This is a genomic window from Larsenimonas salina, assembly GCF_023736155.1.
Classification (GTDB): Bacteria; Pseudomonadota; Gammaproteobacteria; order Pseudomonadales; family Halomonadaceae; genus Larsenimonas; species Larsenimonas salina.
In genome coordinates, this window is record NZ_JAMLJJ010000003.1 from 61057 (window position 1) to 83861 (window position 22805).

Below are 22805 nucleotides of genomic sequence, written 5' to 3' on the forward strand. Positions count from 1 at the left end.
CGTGGCAGCGCCGCCCCGCGACGGCGGTCGATACGTGTGACCGTCGCGAACGACTGGGAACGTTCCCAAAAATTTAGAAACAACGGGCGACGTTCAACGGTTCTGAAGCCCCTTCAAGCTAACCGGGCCCAGCGGATATGGACGGTCGTATTGATCGACCCACTCGAGAAAGTTGGCCCGCGCGCCGGGAAAGCCCAACAGTTTCCACCCGGCCATGTGACGATTGCCCCCATAGATGGGGTCGGCAAAAAAGCCTTCCTTGGTATTTTGGAGCAAAAAGGCAAAGAAGCTTTGGCTGGGAAGGTCGGCGACGCCGAGCGCGTTGAAATCGATCTCGCCGGCCTCGAGCGCTTCGAGCACCGTGATTTGCTGCGCCTTGTCGAGTGCGGCGAAGGACGTGCCGTACTGACGCTGGCAGTACACGTGAGTGGCCTTGATGCCAAGGCGATAGACCGCGGCAGGTGTATGTGGCAGTTGATACCCGAACTCGGCGGGCAGGTCAGACAGAAACGGCCCGTCCATGTACCAGTCCGAGGCGTTACCGTAATCGCCGGCCAATTCCTGATCGATGAATACAGGCACATGAGCGGCGATGGCGCCGGGGCCATTGTCATCGGCGGGAATCAAGCGGTCCGTCGCGGCCAGAATGAAGGCCCATTCCTGCGGCTCGAAAAAGCGCGGGTAATACTCGGACAAGGGCGGTGTGTCGTCTTGCGCCCAGGCGGACAGGGGCACGCTGGCAACGGCGCTGATGGCCGGAATCGTTAAAAACGATTGGCGCATGAAGGTGCGACGCTGCCAGTTATTGGGTTGATCGGTCATCGGTCATCTCTTAAGCAATTAAGGCGCTCGAGCGCTCTTTTTTCATGACGCGTCGCGCCAAACACGCCTTAGGATAACCGTCATCTACTTAAGTTAAAACCAAGAAAATGGCGCCCTCGTCGCCGACGGCACCAGACCGACAGACTCACGCATCGAGCCGGGGCTCGACGAACTCCCAGTGAAAGCCACCCTCATCGCGATGAACCCGCCCGACACGACTGCCGGCGAAATGCGCGCTGAACCAGAGCAGCGCCTGCTCGGCAGCAAACGCCAGCGCCCAGCGACGCGCCGCTTCTGCCTGCTGCAAGTCGGCGCAGAACATCGAATTCCACTCAGGGTGTGCGACCTGAATGTGGTGATGCATCAGATCACCGCTGAACAGCGCCCGCTCACCGTCGCTTTCAACCAGAACCGAGCAGTGATCCGGGCTGTGGCCGGGCGTGGGCACCACCTCGAACCCGGCAATCGGCTCGAACCGAGTACTGCTGTCATACAGGCTGGCCTGGTCGTGATCGACAACCGGCTGGAGGCTGTCGGCGACCATCTGCGCGCGGCCTGCGTCGGCGCACCACGCCTCATACCCCTGACGCGAGAAGTGATAGCGGGCGTTGGGAAAGCTCGGCTGCCACTGCCCCTCGACCAGACGGGTATTCCAGCCAATGTGGTCAGGATGAACGTGGGTGATCAGTACGTGATCGACGTCCTCGGGCGCAACGCCTGCGGCGCTCAAACGGTCGAGATACGGCGTATCGAGGCCATCCATCGCGTCATTGCCCGGACGCGACTTATCGTTGCCGATGCCGGTGTCGAGGATCACGGTATCGGTCGGCGTCTGAATCAGCCAGCTCTGCACACTGAGCGTCACGATCGTGTTATCGCCTTCGACAGACAAACCGACCACCGGCTCGAGGGGAACCTGTGGTGGCCAATGGCCCTTGAACAGCGCACTGGCAGGCACCTGCATTTCCGTCTCGGCAAGCCGTGTGATTCGGGCCTTGCCTACCATGAAGACATCGTTGGAAAACGCCGCAGTCATTTGATGAATACTCCCTGAGTCGAGGTAACACTCGCGCCTTTTCACTATCGATACGCGTGCCAAGTAGTTTACCGCGACACCTTTACCGAACGCCTCCTCGAATACGCCGGCTCGAACAGCACTACCCCCGCCCCATCATCCGGTCGAGCTGGCGATAGCTGATCGCCTCCATCAGCTGTGCCTGCCCGACCCGTTCCTCCCCGGCCAGATCGGCAAGCGTCAGCGCGACCCGAAGCACGCGATGATACGCCCGGGCCGAAAGATTGAGCCGCGTGAGCACATCGGTCAGCCAGCGCCGCTCACTCTCACCGAGCGCGCAGGCGGCTTCGAGTTGCTGCGGCGGCAGCTGCGCATTGAGATGCCCCCGCGCCCACTGGCGCGCACGTGCAGCCTGCACGCGGGCGCGGACGGTGGCCGAGCTTTCGCCTGCGGTGGCACTGGTGAGTTCGCTTGCCGGCAGCGCCGGCACCTCAACCTGGAGATCGATGCGATCGAGCAGCGGCCCGGACAGCCGCGCCTGATAGCGCTGAACCTGCTGGGGCGTGCAGTGGCAATCCTGACGCGGATCACCGCGATGACCACAGGGGCACGGGTTCATCGCGGCGACGAGTTGAAAACGCGCCGGGTAGTGGCGCTGGTGGCTGGCGCGAGCAATGTGGATCGACCCGGATTCCAGCGGCTCACGCAGCACTTCCAGTACCTTGCGGTCGAACTCGGGCACCTCATCCAGAAACAGTACGCCGTGGTGGGCAAGTGAGATTTCGCCGGGCTTGGGTTTGGAGCCGCCGCCGACCAGCGCGACGGCGCTTGCAGTGTGGTGCGGCGTGCGAAAGGGTCGCTGACCCCAGCGCTCGAGGATATCGAGCCCGCAGACCGAGCGGATCGCGGCGACCTCGAGGCACTCATCGGGCGCAAGTTCAGGCAGGATGCCGGGCAGGCGGCTTGCGAGCATGGTCTTGCCGGTGCCGGGCGGGCCTGCAAAAAGAAGGTTGTGCGCACCGGCCGCGGCCACTTCGAGTGCCCGGCGCGCCTGATGCTGACCGCGCACCTCGGAGAGATCCGGCTGGGGAACGTGGGCGGTAGGCGCCACGGTGCGGTGATGCGGCGCGATCACGGCCTGCTTGACCAAATGCGCCACCACCTCCGAAAGACTCGTCGCCGGATAAACGGCCAGTGCCCCGGCAAGCGCCGCCTCATCGGCGTTGATCGCAGGTAAAAGAAGCGCCCGGCCGCAGGTCTTGATCGCAAGCGCCGCCGGCAGCACACCGGTTACGCCACGCAGCTTGCCGTCGAGCGCCAGCTCGCCCAGACACTCAAGCTCTGCCACGGCCTCTCCCGGCACCTGGCCGGAGGCGACCAGAATGCCGAGCGCGATGGGCAAATCGAACCGGCCGCCCTCCTTCGGCAGATCCGCCGGCGCCAGATTGAGCGTGATGCGCCGGGCGGGAAACTCGAACCCGGAATTGATCAGCGCGCTTCGAACCCGCTCGCGGCTTTCCTTGACCGCCGCTTCGGGTAGCCCAACGATGGCGAGCCCCGGCAGGCCATTGGAAAGATGCACTTCAACCAGTACTTCCGGGGCCTCGAGCCCGACACTGGCGCGCGTTCGAACGATGGCGAGCGACATGATGCGTCTCCTTCAGAAAGGACAATATAAGCATTTCCTTTATATCGTCCGGGACGCAGAGAGCTTCACTCGCCGTGGGCCGAGGCGTAGCTGCCCTCACGGTGACGCAGCAAGCGCACCACCGCCTTGTCGAATAGATGGTTGAAGGCGAGTGCCCAAATCAGAAAGAACCCGATGAACCCAAGGTCGAGCCACAGCGCGGCCAAAAGCCCCATGTTCATCCACCAGGCCACGATGAACACCGTGATCATGGCCAGAAAGAATTCGAACCCGAGCGTCTGGGCCAGCCGCTGGGCGAGCGTTCGTTCCCGGGTCGGCACCCAGCGATCGAACAGCCAGTTCCAGACGGTGCTCCAGAGTACCGCAACCGTTGAGAGCATCAGCGCGAGCGCCCCCATCTGAGAAAGATCATGCCCGGTCGCAAGGCTTGCACACGGCGCGACAATGACAATACCGCCCAACTCCATCAGTCCCGCCTGAGCAAGACGTTCCTTTTTCGTTCGCATCGAAGACACCAGATTCCCGGGCGACTTGCCCTGTACATGTGCGACGCATTCTACGGCCAGCTACGATAGTAGAAAGTTGGCTTCCATCACTTTTTCAGATAGGTCTCACCATGAATGAACACCTGCCATGGAGCCTTGATCAGCTCATCACGCTGCTTCGGGTGGCAGAAACCGGCTCATTCTCCGCCGCTGCACGCTCGCTTGGGCGGGCGCAGTCGGCGGTCAGCACCGCCATTGCGCACCTGGAGGCAGACCTTGATTGCCCCCTGTTTGACCGCAGCACACGGCTGCCGAGGCTGACCGACGCAGGTTACACCCTGGTGCACGAGGCGCGTCAGGTGCTGGCGCAGTGTCAGCGATTCGAGGCCCGCGCACGAACGCTGAGCCGGGGTGAAGAGGCGAGTCTTACGATTGCGATCGAGGAGGCGCTGGTCGAAATGCCCCCGGTAATGATGGTGCTGGAGCGGTTGGCCTCGACCTACCCGGCGCTTGCCTTGACCGTATTGAACGGTGCGCAGGATGAAGTGGCGCGCTGGATCGAGGATGGCAGCGCTCATCTGGGCATTCAGTTTGCCCACGCCCAGCCCGCCAGTGCGCTGGAGCGGGCCTCACTCGGCCAGTTAACGCAGGTAGTGGTGGTCGGGCGAGAACACCCGCTGGCGCAAGTGAATAGCCCGAGCGCGGGCGATCTGGCTGAGCACCGCCAGCTGATGATCGCCCAGCGCCAGACCCACAGCGCAGACACGCCCCAGGCCTCGCGCTATTGGCGTCTGAACAGTTTTTACGCAATGGCTGAGCTTGCGGTGCGGGGGCTTGGCTGGGCGCGGGTGCCTCGCCACATTGCCCATTACCCGCCCTTTCGCCCGAACCTTGTTCAGCTTGATGTCGCAGAAGCCGGCGCACTGCCAGACATCGCAATCGAATTGATTTCGCGGCGCGACAGCGCCCGCGGGCCAGTTTCTCAGTGGCTTAGAAACGCACTGGCTCAGGCGCTGAAGCACCCGGCCGAGCATTAAACACTCGCGGCCGCGGCCTGTGGTCCGGGGTAGACGCTTGCGCAGCAGAGCGTATTACCCTCGACCTTGGCTACGCCCTTGAGCAGAACGCTTGTTTCAAGCAGGCGCTGCTCACTGACCGGAACGCCTCGGCCCGGCACTACAAGCAGTGCTGCGGAGGTGGTCAAAAGCGGAAACCAGCAGCTCTGATTGGATCGGTCAGTCCCCATGAAGCCCCCACCGGCTAGGTCGGAGGCGCTGTAGAGCGCGCGCACTTCCTCAGAAAACGTCGCCAGTAGCGCAGTGACCTCGATGCAGGCCTTTTCAACCTCCGGGCACGCCATGAACATGACGAAATCGTCGCCGCCCATATGCCCCAGAAACGCGGTGTCATCACTGAAATGGCTCTCAAGCAGCCGTGCGAACAGAAGCAGCACTTCATCGCCACGCCGAAAGCCATAGTGGTCGTTGAACGGCTTGAAGTAGTCGAGGTCGAAATAGACCGTGGCCCAATCGGTGCGCGTGTGCGTTAGATACTCCCGCAGCGTGCGCTCGATGGTGTGATTGCCCGGCAGCCGGGTCAGCGGGTTTTCATCCCGCGCCTGGTTCATGTCGCGCCATTGAAGCGCGCTCAGAATGGCCTCAGGCGTCCAGAATCCAGCGTAGCGCCCCTGCTCCAGTGCGCAGACCCCTTCATGCTCGCTACGCAGAGCGCCTGGCTGATAATAGCGTTCAATCATTCCGGCCGCCGAGGTGCCAAGCGTCACGCTCGAACAGGGCTTCAGAAGGTGGGCCAGCTGGTCGTTCACCGTGCGCTTTTGAAGCAGTGCGTAGCCGTACGGTGAATAGACATAGCGCCGGAGCATGCGCTCGGTGACCACCCCAAGCGGCACGCCGTGGGCATCCAACACCGGAAAGTGGCTGTGGGCCGCGTTTTGTCGAAAAAGCGTCAGGGCATCGCTCATTGCCATGTCGAGGGTCAGTACCGGCGGCTGGCTTAGCTGTTCGAGTAGAAACTGTTGTTCGGGCAAACCCTGTCGCTCGTGCGAGCCACCGGCAGGGGTCGTTGCATCATGCGCTGAGGCCACCTCGAACGGGCGTCGGAGCAGGCTGGGCACGGCCGTCGGGGCCTCGATGAAATACCCCTGTACGTACTGACACCCCACCTCGCGACACGCCTTGAGCACGTCAGCGTCTTCAACACCTTCGGCCACGACCTTGACACCAAGCGAGCGTGCAAGCGCGACGACACCTTTCACGAACAGGACCAGTCGCGGCTCGCTTGCGAGCCCGCGAATGAACTGTTTATCGAGCTTGATGACCTCGGGGGCAAGCGTATACAACCGGTCCAGATTGGAAAGCTCGATGCCGAAATCATCGAGTGCAAGCCCGATGCCGGCCGCGCGCCAGCGAGCAAGTTCGGCCTCAAGCGTTGCACCGCCGGCCAGCGCATGACGCTCGGAAATTTCGAGCACCAGCGCCCCCGGCGCGACATCGGCGCCCTCGAGCTCGGCCAGCAGCGTTTCGAGTGTCAACGCCGACGTGGCGAACAGCCGGTTTTCGAGGTTTAAAAACAAGCGAACGTTCGTTGGGGCATTGAGCGCCTTGAAGGCAGCAAGCGTGCGCGCGCGGACCAAAGCATCGACCTCGGCCAGCTTGCCGACACGCTCTGCCCAGGCAAGCACGGCCAGCGGCGAGTCGAACCCCACCTCCCCGACCCCGCGCATCAAGGCCTCGACCGCGCAGCAACGCCCGGTCTCAACGTCGATGATCGGCTGAAACACCATTGCAAGCTGCACCTTCAACTGCTCGAACCGGCGCCCGGGACTTTCCAGACCCATGAGCCCGCTGCTCGAGGCGCCCTGCGTACACACTAAAGGCATCCCCGCCTCCGAGTCGCATCATCGTTGTTTGAGTTTTGACTGACCGCAAAAGACCGTGTTCGGAGCGCTCGCGCTCCAGTCATATCCGAAAATCGGCCGGCTGGGGATGCAGTTTAATTAAACTTTGCCGACAGGATGAGCTCTATTTAGAAAATGGGCATAAACCGAGAAAATGAGCATAAACCGATAGCACATACGCACCATGGGCAACGCAGGCATCGGGTCATCATGGGGAAGGGCAAGGCCGTGCCGGTCACACGCTCACTTCACGGCCACGGCCATTTATACGAGCGAGGCGGTTCAGCGCTGCTCGATCGTGTATGGAGAGGTGGGGCCAAACTGCGCGGCCCTGGACCCGGTACGCCAGGCCCAGAGCTGATCACCAAGACTGTAGTGCCACCATTCGCTTGGCAAATTGACAAAGCCTGCCGAGGCCATCGCGTGGAAGAGCACGCGGCGGCGAGCGCGATAGAGCATCGCATCTTCGGCATCAAGGTGGGTTTCAAAATGATCGGTATAGGAGGCCGAGCACACCTCATCGAACGCCGACCCCATATCAAGGATAAGACCGCACTCATCACAGAGCGCCACATCGACCGCGCCCCCGGTCAAATGCGGGCTTGGCGCGGCCGGGTCGTCGCTTGGCGGCGCAACGAACGCGCGGGTTTTCTGATAGAGCCGGTCGTTTGAATACTCGGGAAACCGCTCGGCCATCAGCGTGTGCAGACGCTCGAACAGCGCTCGCTGAACCGCCATCGGGCGCCAGCCATCGAGCACCACCAGCCCGACGCCTTCGGGCAGCATGTTCGCAGCGGCCAGAAGCCCACGGTAGACCGGTTCACGCACGAAGCATTCGGCCACCGCGCCGGGCACGCCGAGTGCGTGATAGATCGGCCAGGTCGCCATCCCGGCGCGCCCAAGCGAGGTGGGATGAAGCCGTCCGCCCTGCTCGACAATGGGCAGGTTTGCAATGGCGGCCCAGTCGGGGTCGGAAAGCGCAGGGATGGGGTGTTCTGCAAGCGAGAGCGGGTCGGATGGCGTCACGTTCAAATCCAGTCAGACGCAGTCAGGGCTTACCCGCTGCGTGATCACGGCAAGGGGCGATGGGCACTCGCCCAGCGCATCGAATTGTCATCATACGCTGCCGGATAGCCGCCAGCGCAAGTCGAGGCGACCTACCGGGCAAGCCAACCCCGCGCGATAAAGGGCGAAAACAGACGGCGATAGAGGCGCCGCGTCAGACGGTGCAGGCCGGGCATGTAAAGCGCCTCGAGTCGGCGCGCCATCAGCGTACACAGCGCCGACACCCCGACCGCGCCCAGCATGTCCATCGTATAGTGTACGCCGAGATAGATCCGCGACCAGGCAATACCGAGGCTCAAAAGCCCCAGCGCCGCGCCAATGCGCCGAAACCCCGGGTAGGCCAGAAACGTCAGCGCCACTGTGGTCACGATGGTCATGTGATCACTTGGAAACGACGGCGTTGCCGAGTGCGACAGGTACGTATGCCCCAGATGGGCGACAAAGGGCCGGGGATGATTCCAGAAAAGCCCGATCACCCCATTGACGCCAAGTGCCATCACACAGGCCACCAGCGCCTGAAGCACGCCCTTCTGACGGCCGGGCGCCCGGTGAAGCCAGCCCAGCGCCAGCAGCAGGGGCACCAGATAGATAACGTAGATCGCGAACACATCCGCGGTCATGAGCAGGAACTGCGAGGCGTGGGCAGGGGCGTTGAGCCAATCGAACAGGCGAAGATTGAGGGCTTCCATGATCATCCGGGGGCGTTGAGACAGCGAAACGGCCTTTAGAACCCTCCTCTAGCGGATTGGTTCCATCACGCCGTTTCGCGGTCGCAGCCTAGGCCCGGGTCGGTGTCAGTACCTGCCGATGAAGAGCGGTACCGGCGCTGTCCTTGAGGGTCACGGTCAGCGCCTCGCTTTCGCCGTCAAGGTCGACCTGACCGAAGAACTGATAGCCCCGCGAGGGCGGCAGGTTCTTCTGGCCGTCGGGCGGGGCTTTTTGAAACACCACCTTGGGACCGAAGGTGGCGTCGAGCTCACCGGGGCCGAAGGTACCGGCGTGCAGCGGCCCGCTGACAAACTCCCAAAACGGCGTGAACGCCTTGAACGCAGCACGCTCCGGCGAGTAGTGGTGCGCTGCGGTGTAGTGCACATCGGCGGTGAACCAGACCACGTTTTGAATGGCGTTGTCGCGAATGAAGCGCAAAAGCCGGGCAAGTTCGAGCTCGCGCCCCTTGGGCGCGCCGTCATCGCGGTTGGCGATCGCCTCGAAGTGATCACCGTCGGCCACCACCAGCCCGACCGGCATATCGGCGGCAATGATCTTCCAGGTCGCGCTTGAGTCGAGCAGGGCCTGTTTCAACCAGTCGAACTGGGTCTTACCAAGAAAATCGGTGGCCGGGGACGAGGACGTCTGCACATTGGCGCTGTTGGGGCCGCGGTAGCTTCGCATGTCGAGCATGAACACCTCGAGCCCGGGGCCGTAGGGAAACCGACGATAGAGCCGGTCGGGGGCCGAGCTGGATAACCGCGTTGGCGTGAACTCGACAAACGCCTGTCTAGCCCGCGCCGAAAGCAGGGACACGTTTTTCTCCCGATAGCGGTCGTCGTCAAGGAGCTCCCCCGGGTACCAGTTATTCACCGTTTCGTGGTCGTCCCACTGGGCAAGCATCGGGACGTCTGCGTAGAGCGCGCGTACGTTGGCATCGAGCAGGTTATAGGCGTGCTGTCCCCGATACTCCTCGAGCGTTTCCGCCACCTTTTGCTTGGCCGGCGTCACAACGTTCTGCCAGACCGAGCCGTCCTCGAGCGCCACCCGCTCCTCCATCGGGCCATCGGCGTAGACGGTGTCGCCGGAATGAAGGAAGAAGTCCGGGCGCGCCTTTCGCATGGTCTCGAAAATCGTCATGCCGCCGCGCGATTCATCGATGCCCCAGCCCTGCCCGGCCACATCGCCTGACCATACAAAGCGCACGTTGCGGGCGGTGGTTGGCGGAAGCGGCAGCGACCCCGCGACCGGCGCGCTCAACGCCCGGTGATCCCCCGGCGATTGAAAACGCACCCGGTAATAAAGATGATCCCAGCCGGCAAGACCCGTGGCGTCGAGCTTGCCGACAAGCCCGGTCTCCGGCAGCACCGCCACCGGTGGCAGCCGCCGGAACTGGGCGAAATCCGGCGTTTTCGAGATATCGACCTGCATGATCGCGGGGCGGTCCGCCCGGCTCCAGAGCATGGCGCGGTCCGTCAGCACATCGCCACTCATGACGCCGGACACCGCTTCCGGACGACGCCCCTCGGCAAGCACAATGGCCGGCGCCCCGATAATCCCCGTGCCAAGGCCTGCAAGCCCCAGCCCTCCCTTGATGCCTGTCGTCAGTAAGTCACGTCGCTTCATGTCGTCTCCGCGTACCAGAAATCGTAGGCGAAGTATCCGAACACAAGATGACGTCTTGGATACGCCCCCATGACGAGGCGATGTCACGACCGATCACGCACGCCGTTCAGGCGTAAAAAAAACCCGCAGATGCGAGGTTTTCAAGGAAACGCCAGGTGAGATCAGACGCCGGTGTGCGGCGAGTCGTCGCTGGTTCCGGTCGGTTCGGCGTTGGCTGCATCGTCGCTTAACGGCTCGGCGTTGGCCGTGGTGGTCTGACCGCCCTTCAGGGAGGCAAGCTGCGCTTCCATGTCGGCAACCTGCTTTTCAAGCGCCTCGACGCGGGTACGGGTGCGGGTCAGCACATCCATCATGATGTCGAAATCTTCACGCGAGACCAGATCGAAACGGTCGAACGTGCTTTTCATCGCGCTCTGAACGCTTCGCTGAATGTCTTCCGGCGCCTGGGAGACGTCCTGAAGACGCTCGCCTAGCTGTTGGGCGAATCGACTGAATACATCGCGATTGGCGGCCATAGTATCCTTCCTCTGATTACGTGTTCGTTGAGCATAGGATACGCACTGTGGAACCGAAACGCCTAATCCCGTCGCGGCGTCGACGATAGCGCCTGTGTTCAAAATCCTTTCGTGTTCTTGACCGCCCTTCGCAACGCCCCCGCCAACACGCCCTTCGACACGTTCATAGACACGCGCATAGACACGCCCGGTGTTCACATGCCGTCGCCTTGCACACAAACAGTGCAACGCTGCACAAGGCCCGAAAGAAAGGGCGTTATTTGGTGCAGCCGTTGGCACGCGCCTGCACCACAAACACACACCCACTGCCCCACGCCTGCCTAAGTTACTGATAAAAAAGAGATCAACCGCGCATTGGCATGGTGCCTGCCTAGCTTATGCACGCGCCCCATCAAGGAGAATCGGATGAAACTTGTGACCGCCATCATCAAGCCGTTCAAGCTCGACGACGTTCGAGAAGCGCTTGCCGACAACGGGGTGCAAGGCATTACCGTGACCGAGGTCAAGGGCTTCGGCCGACAGAAGGGGCACACCGAACTCTACCGCGGCGCTGAATACGCGGTGGATTTTCTACCCAAGGTAAAACTAGAAGTCGCCGTCGATGATGCGCGCCTCGACAGCATCATCGACGCCATCTGCCAGGCGGCCAACAGCGGCAAGATCGGCGACGGCAAGGTCTTTGTCACCCCCCTCGACGACGCCATCCGCATCCGTACCGGTGAACGCGGTATAGATGCGGTATGACCCCCGATTGCACGCTTTCCAAGGAACTGTGAAATGAATGACCTGATCGAAGTCAAATACGCCCTCGATACGTTCTACTTTCTAATGACCGGCGCGCTGGTGCTGTGGATGGCCGCCGGGTTCTCGATGCTGGAGGCAGGCCTTGTCCGCGCCAAGAACACCACCGAGATTCTGACCAAGAACATTGCCCTGTTCGCCATTGCCTGCACCATGTACCTGCTGGTCGGCTACCACCTGATGTACTCAAGCGATTCAGGCGGCTTCCTGCCGAACCTCGGCTTTTTGCTCGGGGCGGAAAACACCCCCGATGACGTGTTCGCAAGCGGGGGCGAGGTCTATTACTCCGCCCGCTCGGATTTCTTCTTCCAGGTGGTGTTCGTCGCGACCGCCATGTCGATCGTCTCGGGTGCTGTTGCCGAGCGCATGAAGCTCTGGGCGTTCCTGCTGTTCGCGGTGGTGCTGACCGGCTTTATCTACCCGGTTCAGGGCTACTGGAAATGGGGCGGCGGCTTCCTCGATGCAGCCGGCTTCCAGGACTTCGCAGGCTCCGGCGTTGTGCACCTGTGTGGCGCGACCGCCGCGCTTGCAGGCGTCCTTCTGCTTGGCGCGCGCAAGGGCAAGTACGGCAAGAACGGGCAGATCAACGCCATTCCCGGTGCGAACCTGCCGCTTGCAACCCTTGGTACCTTCATCCTGTGGCTTGGCTGGCTCGGCTTCAACGGCGGCTCTGAGCTCAAGATTTCAGACATCGGTGAGGCCAATGCGGTCGCGCAGGTGTTCGTCAACACCAACGCAGCCGCCGCAGGCGGTGTGATCGGTGCGCTGATTCTTGCACGCCTTTGGTTTCGCAAGGCGGATTTGACCATGGCCCTCAACGGGGCGCTGGCTGGGCTTGTCGCGATCACGGCCGAGCCGCTGACGCCTACGGCACTCGGCGCAACCCTGATTGGCCTGACAGGCGGTCTGATCGTGGTCTTTGCCATCGTCGCCCTCGACAAGCTCAAGGTCGATGACCCGGTCGGCGCCATTTCGGTGCACGGCGTGGTTGGCATCTGGGGTCTGCTCGCGGTGCCGCTGACCAATGAGGCCGCCACGTTCGGCGCACAGCTTCTGGGCATTGCCGTCATCTTTGGCTGGACCTTCATCGCAAGCCTTGTTGTCTGGTTCATCATCAAGGCCGTGATGGGGCTTCGCGTCAGCGAGGAAGAGGAATACGAAGGGGTCGATATCACCGAATGCGGCATGGAAGCGTACCCGGAATTCATCGGCAGCAAAAAATAATCAAGGCCCGGGGCAGCGCTCGACGCCGCCCCGCCCTCCTGCGGCCCCTTGGGCCTTTTTTGGCAAAGCGGCAATGCTTTTTGTGAGAGTTGGAAACCCGTTGTATGCTTAATGCCAAACGAGGGATGCCTTTACCGACACTGCAAGGAGAGAAGCAATGAAATTGGTCTCCGCCATCATCAAACCGTTCAAGCTCGACGATGTCCGCGAGTCCTTATCCGAGGTCGGCGTTCAGGGAATCACCGTCACCGAGGTCAAGGGCTTCGGTCGACAGAAAGGGCATACCGAGCTGTATCGCGGGGCCGAGTACGTCGTCGATTTTCTACCCAAGGTGAAACTCGAAGTCGCCGTCGATGACAGCATGGTCGATCAGGTCATCGAAGCCATCACAGACGTTGCCAACACCGGCAAGATCGGCGACGGCAAGATCTTCGTCTCCCCGCTCGAGCAGGTGCTGCGTATCCGTACCGGCGAAACCGGCAAGGACGCGGTCTGACCGCACAGCCTCACGCCATTTTCGAAAGCGCGCCTTCGGGCGCGCTTTTTTATTGACCCTCGATTGCGTTGCGCCCTTGAGAAATCGCCCAATCGCAACAAGACTTACCCGTGACAGGCAGGCAGCGACTCGGCGTCTGCCGCCGACCGCCTGCTCCGTTCATGGCAGGTCTTGATCCCAAAGGAGGTTTTCATGGCACTTAGATTAGGTGATACCGCACCGGACTTTACCCAGGACAGCACCGACGGCTCGATCCGCTTTCACGAATGGGCCGGTGACAGCTGGGTCGTGCTGTTTTCGCACCCGGCCGACTTCACCCCGGTCTGCACCACCGAACTCGGAGAAGTCGCCCGCCTGAAGCCCGAATTCGACAAGCGCAACACCAAGACCATCGGTCTGTCGGTCGACGCGCTCGACGAGCACAAGCAGTGGATCGGCGACATCGAAGCGACCCAGGGCTGCGCGCTCAATTTCCCGCTTCTGGCCGACAGTGACCGTAGTGTCAGCGAGCTTTACGACATGATCCACCCCAACGCCGACGCCACCAGCACGGTTCGCTCGGTGTTCGTGATCGACCCGGCCAAGAAGGTTCGCCTGACGCTGACCTACCCGGCCAGCACCGGCCGCGATTTTACCGAGCTTCTTCGCGTGATCGACAGTCTTCAGCTCACCGACGGCTACAAAGTCGCAACGCCTGTGAACTGGCGCGATGGCGATGACGTGATCATCGTGCCCTCGCTCGACAACGAACAGGCCAAGGAACTCTTTCCCAACGGCTGGGACGAAAAACGCCCCTACCTGCGTGTGACGCCACAACCCAACAAGTCCCGCTAACGCATCTGCACGCGGCCCCGTGAGCGTTCGATACGACGCGTTCAGGGCCTCGCTTGGCTGAGCGCGCCGAGCGTGAACGCGCTACACTGCCCGCGTTTTCACACAAGGCGCGTTTTCAGATGCAAGCACTGCTCGAATCGATTCTCGATGAGGTTCGCCCCTTGCTCGGCCAGGGCAAGGTGGCGAACTATATTCCTGCGTTGGCCACCGTCGACCCGCATCAGCTCGGGGTTGCCGTGATCGGCACCGACGGGTCGCTGTCTCAGGCCGGCGACGCTGATGTCCCGTTCTCGATTCAAAGCATCTCCAAGGTGTTTAGCCTGGTGCAGGCCATTACCCACCAGGGCGAAGCCATCTGGGACCGGCTCGGCCATGAACCCTCCGGGCAGGCCTTCAACTCGCTGGTGCAGCTCGAATTCGAGCAGGGACGACCGCGCAACCCCTTCATCAATGCAGGCGCCCTGGTCATCGCCGACATCAACGAATCCCGCTACGCCGCGCCCGTTCTCTCCATGCGCGACATGGTTCGAAAGCTGACCGACAACCCGCACATCATCGCCGACATGGTGGTCGCCGACTCCGAATATCAGCACCGCTCACGCAATGCAGCCGCCGCGTATCTGATGCAATCGTTCGGCAACTTCCACAACGACGTCGAAACGGTGCTCAAGAGTTACTTTCACCACTGCGCGCTCGCCGCAAGCTGTGTGGATCTGGCCCGGGCCTTCTCGTTTCTGGCCAATCAGGGCCGCTGTCTGCACAGCGGCAACGTCATCCTGTCACCGCGCCAGACCCAGCAGGTCAACGCCATCATGGCCACCAGCGGACTCTACGATGAGGCCGGAAACTTCGCCTACCGGGTCGGACTGCCGGGCAAGAGCGGCGTCGGCGGCGGTATCGTCGCGATCGTGCCGGGCCGCTACAGCCTCTGTGTGTGGTCGCCGGCATTGAACCCGAGCGGCAATTCGCTGGTGGGCATGCAGGTGCTCGAGAAGCTGACCGAGCGCCTCGGCTGGTCGGTGTTCGCCCCGGTCGTCTGCCCCTGACCGCCGTGCGATCTGTAAACGCCCTGTGAGGGTCAGAAAATCGGGCCAGACAAGTGCAGGGTTAGACAAGTGCAGGGTCAGACCACCGCCGGCGTCAGTAACTGACGGCAGGCGCGAACGACCGACAGCGCCGCAAGCGTCGAGGTCTTTGGATTGGCCTCAAGCGGAAAGCCGCTGAGTTCGATCTCGAACTGCCCGAACCGCCCTTCCGCCTTGATGCGGTGGGTGTTGCGCGTCGTGAGCGGGTCGACCACCAGCTTGACCGTGGTGGCCTCCATGCCAACGCCTGCGAGTGCAACGGTCGCGGCCACATTGGAATTGGCCGGAAACAGGCGAGCGGCCTCACCCGCTGTGCCTTCGAAAAAGACCGTCGGCACCGTGACCTTATCAAGCGCCACCAGCGTTTCGGCGTGACTGCCCTGCCAGCTGCGGGGCGCCTTGCGCGCCTCATACGTTACCCGGTCAAGCCCGCCTTCCCGCGCGGCCGCCAGCCCATCCATGCCAGCCACCGCACCGGAGAGCACTTCGAACTGGGTATCACCGGCCCGTGCGGCCTCACAAAGCGCGTCGTACAGGGCTTGATCGGCCAGCGCGCCAACTGAAATCACGGCCAGCCGCCACCCGCAACGAAGCACCGACTCACCGTGCGCGCGAAGTCCCGGCTGCCCGGCGCATTCGAGCACCAGTGCCGGCTCGCCCTGAACCTCATCGACCGAGGACACCACGTTGACCTGCTCGCCCAACTCCGCCTGGACCGCGCTCTGACGCTCGGGCGTCTCGATCACCCATTCAAGGCTCAGCCCCTCCGGCAATAGCCGATGCACTTCCTGGCCCATCGCACCATAACCAATCATCAAAATGTGTCGATTCATGACTCACCATCTCGAAATTCACGTTAAAGCAATAAATGGCATCGGGATATTTCCCGCCTCGTTTCGACATACTGCCAGCTCATGGCGCAAGAGCAACGCACGGCCGCCAACATAAAGTACGAAAAAAGTATGTGTGCCTGCATAAAAAAAGACGCCCTGCACGGGCGTCTTTGTTCGACTCATACGTTTACGATCATGGTGTAGGCTCATCACCCAGATCTTTACGAGTGATTGATGGTGCATCCTCATTGTTGGTGTCTTCCCAACTGCCGTCCTCGGTCCAGGGGTCGTCCACAGGGAACTCTTCGATGTTGATTTCAGGATCCTCGTAGTGGGGCTGATAACGAAGGTCGAATTTGGCAGCTCTCACCATCGACACCATCAGAAGCACCGCAATGATCAAGAGCGGCACTCCACTGACCACACTGGCGGTCTGAAGCGTGTTGAGTCCGCCTAGGAACATCAGAGTCATCGGCAGAAGCGACATCGCAAATGCCCAGAACAGGCGGTTCCAGCGCATCGGCTCACCACTTTCATCCATCTTCGTTTCAACCACTGACGCCAGGATGTAGGAAATGGAGTCGAAGGTTGTCGCAGTGAAGATAATGACCAGAACGGTAAAGATCGCGATAACAAGCCAGGACAGAGGCAGGCTGTGAAGCACGGCGAAGATGGCCGCCTGCGGCGACTGGTCGTTTAGAATAGAGACCACATCGAGCGCGTCGGTGAGCTGCAAATAGATGGCGTAGTTACCAAGGATACTGAAAAAGAGCGCGCAGCCAAGCGTTCCGAAAAAGAGAGATCCGGCCACCATGGTCTTGATCGTGCGGCCACGAGAGATGCGCGCAATGAACAGACCAACGGTCGGTGCAAACACAAGCCACCACGCCCAGTAGAAGATGGTCCAGTTTTCCGGGAAATTCGACTTAGGGAACCCTTGCATGTTACCGAACGGTTCGGTCCAAGTCGCCATGTGGAAAAGGTTCTGAATCAAGGTGCCGATCGAGTTCAAGCCGGTTTTCAGCATAAACTGGGTGGGGCCAACAATCAGAACGAACAATAAGATGCCGAGGGCCAGCCACATGTTGATGTCAGAAAGCACTTTGATGCCCTTCTTGAGGCCGACATAAGCACTGACTGCAAAAACCGCAGTACACAACATCAGTACACAGATCTGCGTGCCCAGATTGTTTGGAATGCCGAACAACTGGCTCATACCTTCGGTGATCAAAGGCGCGAGCAGACCGAATGTAGTAGCACCACCGCCCAACATGCCGAAAACGAACAGAATATCCACGATCTTGCCGAGCCAGCCATGAGCCAGCTTTTCACCGAGCACAGGAAGAAGCGCTTCACTGATGCGAAGGACCGGGTGCTTTCTCACGTAGTAGAAATAAGCGATAGGCAGCGCCGGAACCAGGTAGATCGACCAGGCAAGCGGCCCCCAGTGAAAAATGCCGTAGGTCGTAGCCCAGGTCACGGCCTCTTCGGAGAAGGGCTCGATGTTGAATGGGGGCGCCTGCATGTAGTAGACCCACTCGATCATCGACCAATAAAGAATCGCGCCACCGATGCCGGCACAGAACAGCATCGCCGCCCAAGACAAGAGAGGGAATTCGGGCTTTTCGTCCGGCTCCCCCAGTTTGATCTGGCCGATATCGCTAAAAATGATATAGAGCATGAAACCGAACGAACCGATTCCGACGGCGAGATACGCAACGCCGAATTTATCGGTTACATAGTTTTTGGCCTGCATGACCCATTGGGCGCCAAGCTCAGGAAAGGCGACAAGCGGAATCGTTGCCGAAAGAAGAATGATCAGTACGCCAAAGAACAGCACTTTGTCGATACGAGAAAATGCATTGCCCATAGACTGGCCCTTTTTTGTTTATAAGGAAGCATATAGCCTAGCCGCATACGTTAGCAAAACGACCTGAATACGAAATCACCTTGCCGTATTGTTTTAGTGCTTAGGCCACGCGCGCATTCAGAAGGTCAAGATAAAGCAATCGAAATAAGTTGTCATTATTAAATGAACATTCAAAATAAAACGCTTTTTATTGGACTTAAGTTCTATTCGCCCCGCAACCTTCCCCCCATCTCCTGGGCCAGATCGACCGCGTAGTGATCCGTCATGCCGCCGATGAAATCGAGCATCCGCCGATAGCTGTCGTACAGGGGCCATGAGGCGCGGGGCGTGTTCTCGCCGATCAGCGACAGCACGCGCTGATGCTTAAAGCTAGAGGTGCCGGTACGATGAAGTTCGCACGCCGCGCCGATGAACGCCTCGAGCAGAATGCCAAGCGTTGTGTAGGCGCCGATCTCGAGCTTGGCCTTGCGCGGGTTTCTAAAAATGCGCTCCCGGGCGATCTCCTTGGCCTGGCGCACGCCCCAGTGAAGATCCGGATGGCACAGTTCCAGAAGGTCGGTCCTGAGCGTGCCGCTGAGCAGTTCATGCTCATGGGCGATGAACGCCTCGGCGGCTTCCTTGACGGCGCGCTCCATCGCCGCGCCTCGCAATATCGCAACCTGACGGCGCCTTGACGCACCCAGGCGCTGAAGCTCTAGAAAATCCTCAGGGGTGTGGCCAGCAATACTGATCAGAACGCCTGCCACTTCATCGAAGGTGAGGATATCCATCTCGAGCCCGTCTTCCAGATCCAGCAGGGCGTAACAGATATCGTCGGCGGCCTCGACCAGATAGGCCAGTGGGTGGCGGCACCAGGCGTCATCGGCGGTGGGAATCAGCTCAAGCGTCTCGGCCACGCGCGCGAGTTGCTCGTGTTCGGACTGATAGGCGCTGAACTTGCCGCCACGGCCGGCGTGGGCAACGCTCCAGGGGTATTTGAGCATCGCGCCGAGCGTCGGCATCGTAAGCCGCATGCCACCGCGGAACTGGTTGTATTCGATCTGGGTCACGATGCGAAACCCCTGCGCGTTGCCCTCATAGGTCAAAAGGTCCTGCATTTCGCGCTCGGACAAGCCCTCGAACAGCTCCGGCTCGCTGAGTCGGGCACGATGAAACCAGTCGCGGATGGCGTACTCACCGGCGTGGCCGAACGGCGGATTGCCGATGTCGTGACCAAGGCACGCGGCCTGCACGATCACACCGATGTCGGCGGGCGTGGTCCAGGATGGCAGTCGATCCCCAAGCCCCTCGGCCACCATCATGCCAAGACTTCGGCCCACACAGCCGACTTCGAGCGAATGGGTCAACCGGGTGTGGATATGATCGTTTTCGGTCAACGGATGCACCTGCGTCTTGCGGCCCAGACGCCGAAACGAGCCGGCGAACACGATGCGGTCGTAATCCTTGTGAAACGGCGATCGGCCGATCTCGCGCTCGGAGCCAGACGGCTTGTCATCGAGACGAGCCGGGGCCAACAGTGTCGACCAACTCATGGTGCTCATTGCAATGTCCTGAAATGATGGCGTGGATCACCATTGTCGCACTCCCCCCGGGAACCCTCCACCGACGGCGGTCTCGAACAAAAGCTCGAGGCGGCCTTGAACAAGAGATGGTCTCGACCAAAGCGCAATAGCGGCGACTGTTGTGTCTGACGCAGCCTTATAGAACACCGAGGAGTCACGATATGAGTCAACAGCGGGTAGAATCGGTCGAACGAGCGCTGACCCTGCTCAACGCCTTCTCCAAGCAGAAAAAGCACTTCACCTTGACCGAGCTGGCCCAGTACAGCGGGTTCTATAAAAGCACCATCTTGCGTCTGGCCGGCTCGCTCGAACGGTTTGGCTACCTGACCCGGGACGCCGCCGGGGTTTACCATCTGGGCCCGGCCTTCGTGCGCCTGGGCGCACTTGCCTCGAACAGCCTGCCGGACCTTGAAAGTCTGGTTCGACCACGTCTTCTTCAGCTGCGCGACCGCACCGGCGAAACCTGTGCCTTCTACGTTCAGGCCGCCGGCATGCAGGTGTGTCGGTTTCGGGAGCTCGGCTCAAATGCGCTGTGCCATGTGATCGAGGAAGGCAGCCGCTACCCGATGACAGAAGGCGCCATTGCGACGCTTTTGACAGAGGGGGCGCCCGAGCACGTACTCGAGCAGGTCGATACCGACGGCGCCTCACTTGCAACGCTTGCCGTGGTCATTCGGGACGAACAGCAAACGCGTCACGGGGTAATCGCACTGACAGGCCTCAATGCCCGCTTCGATAACGCCACGCGCGCCCAGTACGCGCAGCTTTTGGAAGACGTCGCGCTTGATCTTTGCGCCCCGCTCGGCCACCTGAGCGGGCGCTGATCACTCGCTTTCGGCCAGCGCCGGCAGCAGCACCTTGAGTTTACGGGTCAGGGTATTGCGCCCCCAGCCTAAAAGCTCGGCCGCCTCGCCCTTGCGACCACCGGTGTGCTTCAACGCTGTCTCGATCAAAATGCGCTCGAAATCCGGTACGGCCTGCTCGAGCAAATGCGTGTGCCCCGAGGTCAGCGCCTGATCGGCCCAGCTTCTAAAGGCCCCGCGCCAGTCGTCGGCATTGGCCGTCTGATGGTGCGCATTCTTGAGCTCCGGCGGCAGATCGTCGATCAGGATTTCACGGCCCGACGCCATTACCGTCAGCCAGCGGCAGGTGTTCTCGAGCTGGCGGACGTTGCCCGGCCACGGCAGGTCACACAGGTGTGTTTCGGCGTCCTTGGTCAATACCTTCGGTTCGGTGGCGAGCTCGCGCGCGGCTTCGATCATGAAATGATGCGCCAGGCGCGGGATGTCCTCACGCCGCTCCGAAAGTCTCGGCAGGTGCACCCGAATCACGTTCAACCGGTGAAAAAGGTCCTCGCGAAAGCGCCCGTCTTCCACCAGCGCCTCAAGGTGCTGATGAGTGGCCGCGATGATGCGCACATCGACCTTCACCGGCGTATGCCCACCCACCCGATAGAACTCGCCATCGGCCAGCACACGCAGTAGCCGCGTCTGGGTTTCAGCCGGCATGTCACCGATCTCATCGAGAAAGAGCGTGCCGCCATCGGCCTGTTCGAACCGGCCGCGACGCTGAGCCGTGGCGCCAGTGAACGCGCCCTTTTCATGGCCAAAAAGCTCCGACTCCATCAAATCCTTGGGAATCGCGGCCATGTTGAGCGCGATGAATGGCGCCCTGGCGCGTGGGCTGTGCTGGTGAAGCGCCTGAGCGACGCGCTCCTTGCCGGTGCCGGATTCGCCGTTGATCATCACGGTGATGTGCGACTGCGACAGCCGCCCGATTGCTCGGAAGACCTCCTGCATTGCCGGCGCTTCACCGATAATTTCAGTGGTGATGTTTTCCGGCGCATCGACCGGCGCCTTGCGCTCGCGGGCATGGGCGACCGCCCGCCGAACCAGCGACAGCGCTTCATCGACGTCAAACGGCTTCGGCAGGTACTCGAACGCGCCGCCCTGATAGGAGGCCACGGCACTGTCCAGATCGGAGTGCGCGGTCATCACGATCACCGGCATGTCCGGAAAACGCTCACGCGTGCGCGCCATCAGGTCGAGTCCATCGACCCCCGGCATGCGAATGTCGGTCACCAGTACATCCGGCACCTGCCGATCAATGGCCTCCATCGCGGCTTCGGCGCGCTCGAAGCTCTCGACGGTCAGGTCCGGCTGCGCAAGCGTTCGCTCCAGCACCCATCGAATGGATCGGTCATCATCGACGATATAGACCCGTGCGTTGTCACTCATGCGCGCCCTCCTTGTCCTGAGCTGCTGATTGCATGGGAATCAGCAGCCGAAATAATGTGTTTCCCTGTGTGGATTCGCACTCGATCAGGCCGTGATGCTGATGCAGGATCGACTGCGCGATCGAAAGCCCCAGCCCGCTGCCTTCGGCTCGGCCTGAAATCATGGGGTAGAACAGGGAATCGTGAAGATGCGCGGGGATCCCCGGCCCGTTGTCGATGATCGACACCTCGCAGACCAGCCGATAGCGCTCAGCGCCAAGCGTGAACTGCCGCCGGGCCCGTGTCTTGAGGGTCACGGTCGGCGAGGGGCTTTGATGCTCCTCGAGCGCCTGCACCGCATTGCGGGCCACATTGAGAATGGCCTGGATCAACTGCCCCTGATCGCCCACCAGCTCCGGAAGGCTCGGGTCATAGTCGCCGACGAAGCTTACGGACGTGGTCTCTGCCTTAAGTAACGTACGCACACGCTCAAGCACCGCGTGAATATTGAGCGGCTGATGCTCGGCGACGATGTTCGGCCCGAGCATACGATCGACCAGATCCCTTAAGCGGTCGGCCTCCTCGACGATGATGCGGGTGAACTCGGCAAGACTTTCGTCCGGCAGATCACGCTCCAGAAGCTGCGCCGCACCGCGGATGCCGCCGAGGGGGTTCTTGACCTCATGCGCGAGCCCCCGGCTCAACACTTTGATCATCTCTTGATGGGCAACCAGCGCCTCTTCACGCGAAATGCGCATCAACCGATCCCGGGCATCGAACTCGAGCAGCAGCTCATCCTTTGATAAGGGCGAGGCGGTGTAATCGACCGTGATCGACGTGCCGTTCGCAAGCGCCAGCGGCACTTCACGCTGGGTGTAGGGGTGCTGGTGCGCAAGCGCTGCCGCAAGACGCGTTCGAACGTCGCTGTTCTGGTGGTCGATGCACTCAAGTCCGGTCTGGCGCACACGCTCCAGGCTGATACCGAGCATCGATTCGGCCGACGGATTCATCCAGCGCACCCGAAGCTCGGCGTCCAGCACGACGACCCCGGTCGTCAAATGTTCGAGCAAGCGTTGATCCATCC

21 protein-coding genes are annotated in these 22805 nt (G+C 61.2%); 7 read left to right on the forward strand and 14 right to left on the reverse strand.

Annotated features, from left to right (window positions below; genetic code table 11):
- Positions 1-93: 93 nt before the first annotated feature.
- The 4 genes from NAT23_RS07430 to NAT23_RS07445 all read right to left on the reverse strand — a co-directional run bounded on the left by NAT23_RS07430 (position 94) and on the right by NAT23_RS07445 (position 3991).
- Entirely contained in the window at positions 94-822 is a 729-nt protein-coding gene (locus NAT23_RS07430) for a gluconate 2-dehydrogenase subunit 3 family protein (RefSeq protein WP_251926889.1), read from the reverse strand.
- Positions 823-967: 145 nt separating this feature from the next.
- On the reverse strand, positions 968-1858 hold the full coding sequence (locus NAT23_RS07435) for an MBL fold metallo-hydrolase (RefSeq protein ID WP_251926891.1): 891 nt from the start codon (positions 1856-1858) through the stop codon (positions 968-970).
- Positions 1859-1979: 121 nt separating this feature from the next.
- Positions 1980-3485 (reverse strand): YifB family Mg chelatase-like AAA ATPase, encoded by a 1506-nt coding sequence (locus tag NAT23_RS07440; protein WP_251926893.1) that lies wholly within the window; start codon positions 3483-3485, stop codon positions 1980-1982.
- 65 nt (positions 3486-3550) lie between these two features.
- Complete coding sequence (locus NAT23_RS07445) at positions 3551-3991, reverse strand: PACE efflux transporter (RefSeq protein ID WP_251593079.1); 441 nt, start codon at positions 3989-3991, stop codon at positions 3551-3553.
- A gap of 110 nt (positions 3992-4101) precedes the next feature.
- Between NAT23_RS07445 and NAT23_RS07450 the strand changes: the two genes are divergently transcribed.
- Positions 4102-5007 (forward strand): LysR family transcriptional regulator, encoded by a 906-nt coding sequence (locus NAT23_RS07450; protein WP_251926895.1) that lies wholly within the window; start codon positions 4102-4104, stop codon positions 5005-5007.
- Here the strand turns inward: NAT23_RS07450 and NAT23_RS07455 are convergent.
- The 5 genes from NAT23_RS07455 to NAT23_RS07475 form a co-directional block, all read right to left on the reverse strand.
- Entirely contained in the window at positions 5004-6827 is a 1824-nt protein-coding gene (locus NAT23_RS07455) for an EAL domain-containing protein (RefSeq protein WP_251926897.1), read from the reverse strand. The two genes, NAT23_RS07450 and NAT23_RS07455, sit on opposite strands and share 4 nt — an antisense overlap.
- Positions 6828-7169: 342 nt before the next feature.
- Positions 7170-7913: a M15 family metallopeptidase gene (locus NAT23_RS07460; protein ID WP_251926899.1), complete on the reverse strand. Its 744-nt coding sequence runs from the start codon at positions 7911-7913 to the stop codon at positions 7170-7172.
- A 131-nt stretch (positions 7914-8044) separates the two neighbouring features.
- Positions 8045-8647, reverse strand: a complete 603-nt coding sequence (locus tag NAT23_RS07465) for a phosphatase PAP2 family protein (RefSeq protein ID WP_251926901.1) — start codon at positions 8645-8647, stop codon at positions 8045-8047.
- A gap of 82 nt (positions 8648-8729) precedes the next feature.
- Positions 8730-10286: an alkaline phosphatase D family protein gene (locus NAT23_RS07470; protein WP_251926903.1), complete on the reverse strand. Its 1557-nt coding sequence runs from the start codon at positions 10284-10286 to the stop codon at positions 8730-8732.
- A gap of 161 nt (positions 10287-10447) precedes the next feature.
- On the reverse strand, positions 10448-10801 hold the full coding sequence (locus tag NAT23_RS07475) for an accessory factor UbiK family protein (protein ID WP_251926905.1): 354 nt from the start codon (positions 10799-10801) through the stop codon (positions 10448-10450).
- A gap of 405 nt (positions 10802-11206) precedes the next feature.
- Between NAT23_RS07475 and NAT23_RS07480 the strand changes: the two genes are divergently transcribed.
- The 5 genes from NAT23_RS07480 (at position 11207) to glsB (ending at position 15202) form a co-directional block, all read left to right on the forward strand.
- Positions 11207-11545 (forward strand): P-II family nitrogen regulator, encoded by a 339-nt coding sequence (locus tag NAT23_RS07480; RefSeq protein WP_251926907.1) that lies wholly within the window; start codon positions 11207-11209, stop codon positions 11543-11545.
- A gap of 33 nt (positions 11546-11578) precedes the next feature.
- Entirely contained in the window at positions 11579-12826 is a 1248-nt protein-coding gene (locus NAT23_RS07485; protein ID WP_251926908.1) for an ammonium transporter, read from the forward strand.
- 157 nt (positions 12827-12983) lie between these two features.
- The gene (locus NAT23_RS07490; protein ID WP_251593090.1) at positions 12984-13322 is read left to right on the forward strand and encodes a P-II family nitrogen regulator; all 339 of its coding nucleotides are present in this window, start codon (positions 12984-12986) and stop codon (positions 13320-13322) included.
- Positions 13323-13514: 192 nt separating this feature from the next.
- Positions 13515-14156 (forward strand): peroxiredoxin, encoded by a 642-nt coding sequence (locus tag NAT23_RS07495; protein ID WP_251926909.1) that lies wholly within the window; start codon positions 13515-13517, stop codon positions 14154-14156.
- Positions 14157-14275: 119 nt separating this feature from the next.
- Complete coding sequence (glsB, locus tag NAT23_RS07500) at positions 14276-15202, forward strand: glutaminase B (RefSeq protein ID WP_251926910.1); 927 nt, start codon at positions 14276-14278, stop codon at positions 15200-15202.
- Between the two features lie 77 nt (positions 15203-15279).
- Here glsB and NAT23_RS07505 read toward each other — a convergent pair whose 3' ends face one another.
- The 3 genes from NAT23_RS07505 to NAT23_RS07515 all read right to left on the reverse strand — a co-directional run bounded on the left by NAT23_RS07505 (position 15280) and on the right by NAT23_RS07515 (position 19485).
- Positions 15280-16074, reverse strand: coding sequence for an aspartate dehydrogenase (locus tag NAT23_RS07505; RefSeq protein ID WP_251926911.1), 795 nt, complete (start codon positions 16072-16074; stop codon positions 15280-15282).
- 193 nt (positions 16075-16267) lie between these two features.
- Positions 16268-17944, reverse strand: a complete 1677-nt coding sequence (locus NAT23_RS07510; protein ID WP_251926913.1) for a BCCT family transporter — start codon at positions 17942-17944, stop codon at positions 16268-16270.
- A gap of 203 nt (positions 17945-18147) precedes the next feature.
- Complete coding sequence (locus NAT23_RS07515) at positions 18148-19485, reverse strand: deoxyguanosinetriphosphate triphosphohydrolase (RefSeq protein WP_251926915.1); 1338 nt, start codon at positions 19483-19485, stop codon at positions 18148-18150.
- A 182-nt stretch (positions 19486-19667) separates the two neighbouring features.
- On the opposite strand from NAT23_RS07515, the gene NAT23_RS07520 reads away from it, so the two are divergent.
- Complete coding sequence (locus tag NAT23_RS07520; RefSeq protein ID WP_251926917.1) at positions 19668-20330, forward strand: IclR family transcriptional regulator; 663 nt, start codon at positions 19668-19670, stop codon at positions 20328-20330.
- Here NAT23_RS07520 and ntrC read toward each other — a convergent pair whose 3' ends face one another.
- Positions 20331-21743, reverse strand: a complete 1413-nt coding sequence (gene ntrC / locus NAT23_RS07525; RefSeq protein ID WP_251926919.1) for a nitrogen regulation protein NR(I) — start codon at positions 21741-21743, stop codon at positions 20331-20333.
- On the reverse strand, positions 21736-22803 hold the full coding sequence (glnL, locus tag NAT23_RS07530; RefSeq protein WP_251926920.1) for a nitrogen regulation protein NR(II): 1068 nt from the start codon (positions 22801-22803) through the stop codon (positions 21736-21738). Before glnL ends, ntrC begins: the two co-directional genes overlap by 8 nt.
- Between the last annotated feature and the right edge of the window lie 2 nt (positions 22804-22805).

Excerpts from the sequence above, each read along its gene's own strand:
- NAT23_RS07510 (WP_251926913.1), bottom strand. The coding sequence starts at position 17,944 with ATGGGCAATGCATTTTCTCGTATCGACAAAGTGCTGTTCTTTGGCGTA.
- NAT23_RS07480 (WP_251926907.1), top strand. The coding sequence starts at position 11,207 with ATGAAACTTGTGACCGCCATCATCAAGCCGTTCAAGCTCGACGACGTT.
- glnL (WP_251926920.1), bottom strand. The coding sequence starts at position 22,803 with ATGGATCAACGCTTGCTCGAACATTTGACGACCGGGGTCGTCGTGCTG.
- ntrC (WP_251926919.1), bottom strand. The coding sequence starts at position 21,743 with ATGAGTGACAACGCACGGGTCTATATCGTCGATGATGACCGATCCATT.
- NAT23_RS07515 (WP_251926915.1), bottom strand. The coding sequence starts at position 19,485 with ATGAGCACCATGAGTTGGTCGACACTGTTGGCCCCGGCTCGTCTCGAT.
- NAT23_RS07470 (WP_251926903.1), bottom strand. The coding sequence starts at position 10,286 with ATGAAGCGACGTGACTTACTGACGACAGGCATCAAGGGAGGGCTGGGG.
- NAT23_RS07430 (WP_251926889.1), bottom strand. The coding sequence starts at position 822 with ATGACCGATCAACCCAATAACTGGCAGCGTCGCACCTTCATGCGCCAA.
- NAT23_RS07485 (WP_251926908.1), top strand. The coding sequence starts at position 11,579 with ATGAATGACCTGATCGAAGTCAAATACGCCCTCGATACGTTCTACTTT.
- glsB (WP_251926910.1), top strand. The coding sequence starts at position 14,276 with ATGCAAGCACTGCTCGAATCGATTCTCGATGAGGTTCGCCCCTTGCTC.
- NAT23_RS07465 (WP_251926901.1), bottom strand. The coding sequence starts at position 8,647 with ATGATCATGGAAGCCCTCAATCTTCGCCTGTTCGATTGGCTCAACGCC.
- NAT23_RS07490 (WP_251593090.1), top strand. The coding sequence starts at position 12,984 with ATGAAATTGGTCTCCGCCATCATCAAACCGTTCAAGCTCGACGATGTC.
- NAT23_RS07495 (WP_251926909.1), top strand. The coding sequence starts at position 13,515 with ATGGCACTTAGATTAGGTGATACCGCACCGGACTTTACCCAGGACAGC.
- NAT23_RS07435 (WP_251926891.1), bottom strand. The coding sequence starts at position 1,858 with ATGACTGCGGCGTTTTCCAACGATGTCTTCATGGTAGGCAAGGCCCGA.
- NAT23_RS07450 (WP_251926895.1), top strand. The coding sequence starts at position 4,102 with ATGAATGAACACCTGCCATGGAGCCTTGATCAGCTCATCACGCTGCTT.
- NAT23_RS07505 (WP_251926911.1), bottom strand. The coding sequence starts at position 16,074 with ATGAATCGACACATTTTGATGATTGGTTATGGTGCGATGGGCCAGGAA.
- NAT23_RS07475 (WP_251926905.1), bottom strand. The coding sequence starts at position 10,801 with ATGGCCGCCAATCGCGATGTATTCAGTCGATTCGCCCAACAGCTAGGC.
- NAT23_RS07455 (WP_251926897.1), bottom strand. The coding sequence starts at position 6,827 with ATGGGTCTGGAAAGTCCCGGGCGCCGGTTCGAGCAGTTGAAGGTGCAG.
- NAT23_RS07445 (WP_251593079.1), bottom strand. The coding sequence starts at position 3,991 with ATGCGAACGAAAAAGGAACGTCTTGCTCAGGCGGGACTGATGGAGTTG.
- NAT23_RS07520 (WP_251926917.1), top strand. The coding sequence starts at position 19,668 with ATGAGTCAACAGCGGGTAGAATCGGTCGAACGAGCGCTGACCCTGCTC.
- NAT23_RS07440 (WP_251926893.1), bottom strand. The coding sequence starts at position 3,485 with ATGTCGCTCGCCATCGTTCGAACGCGCGCCAGTGTCGGGCTCGAGGCC.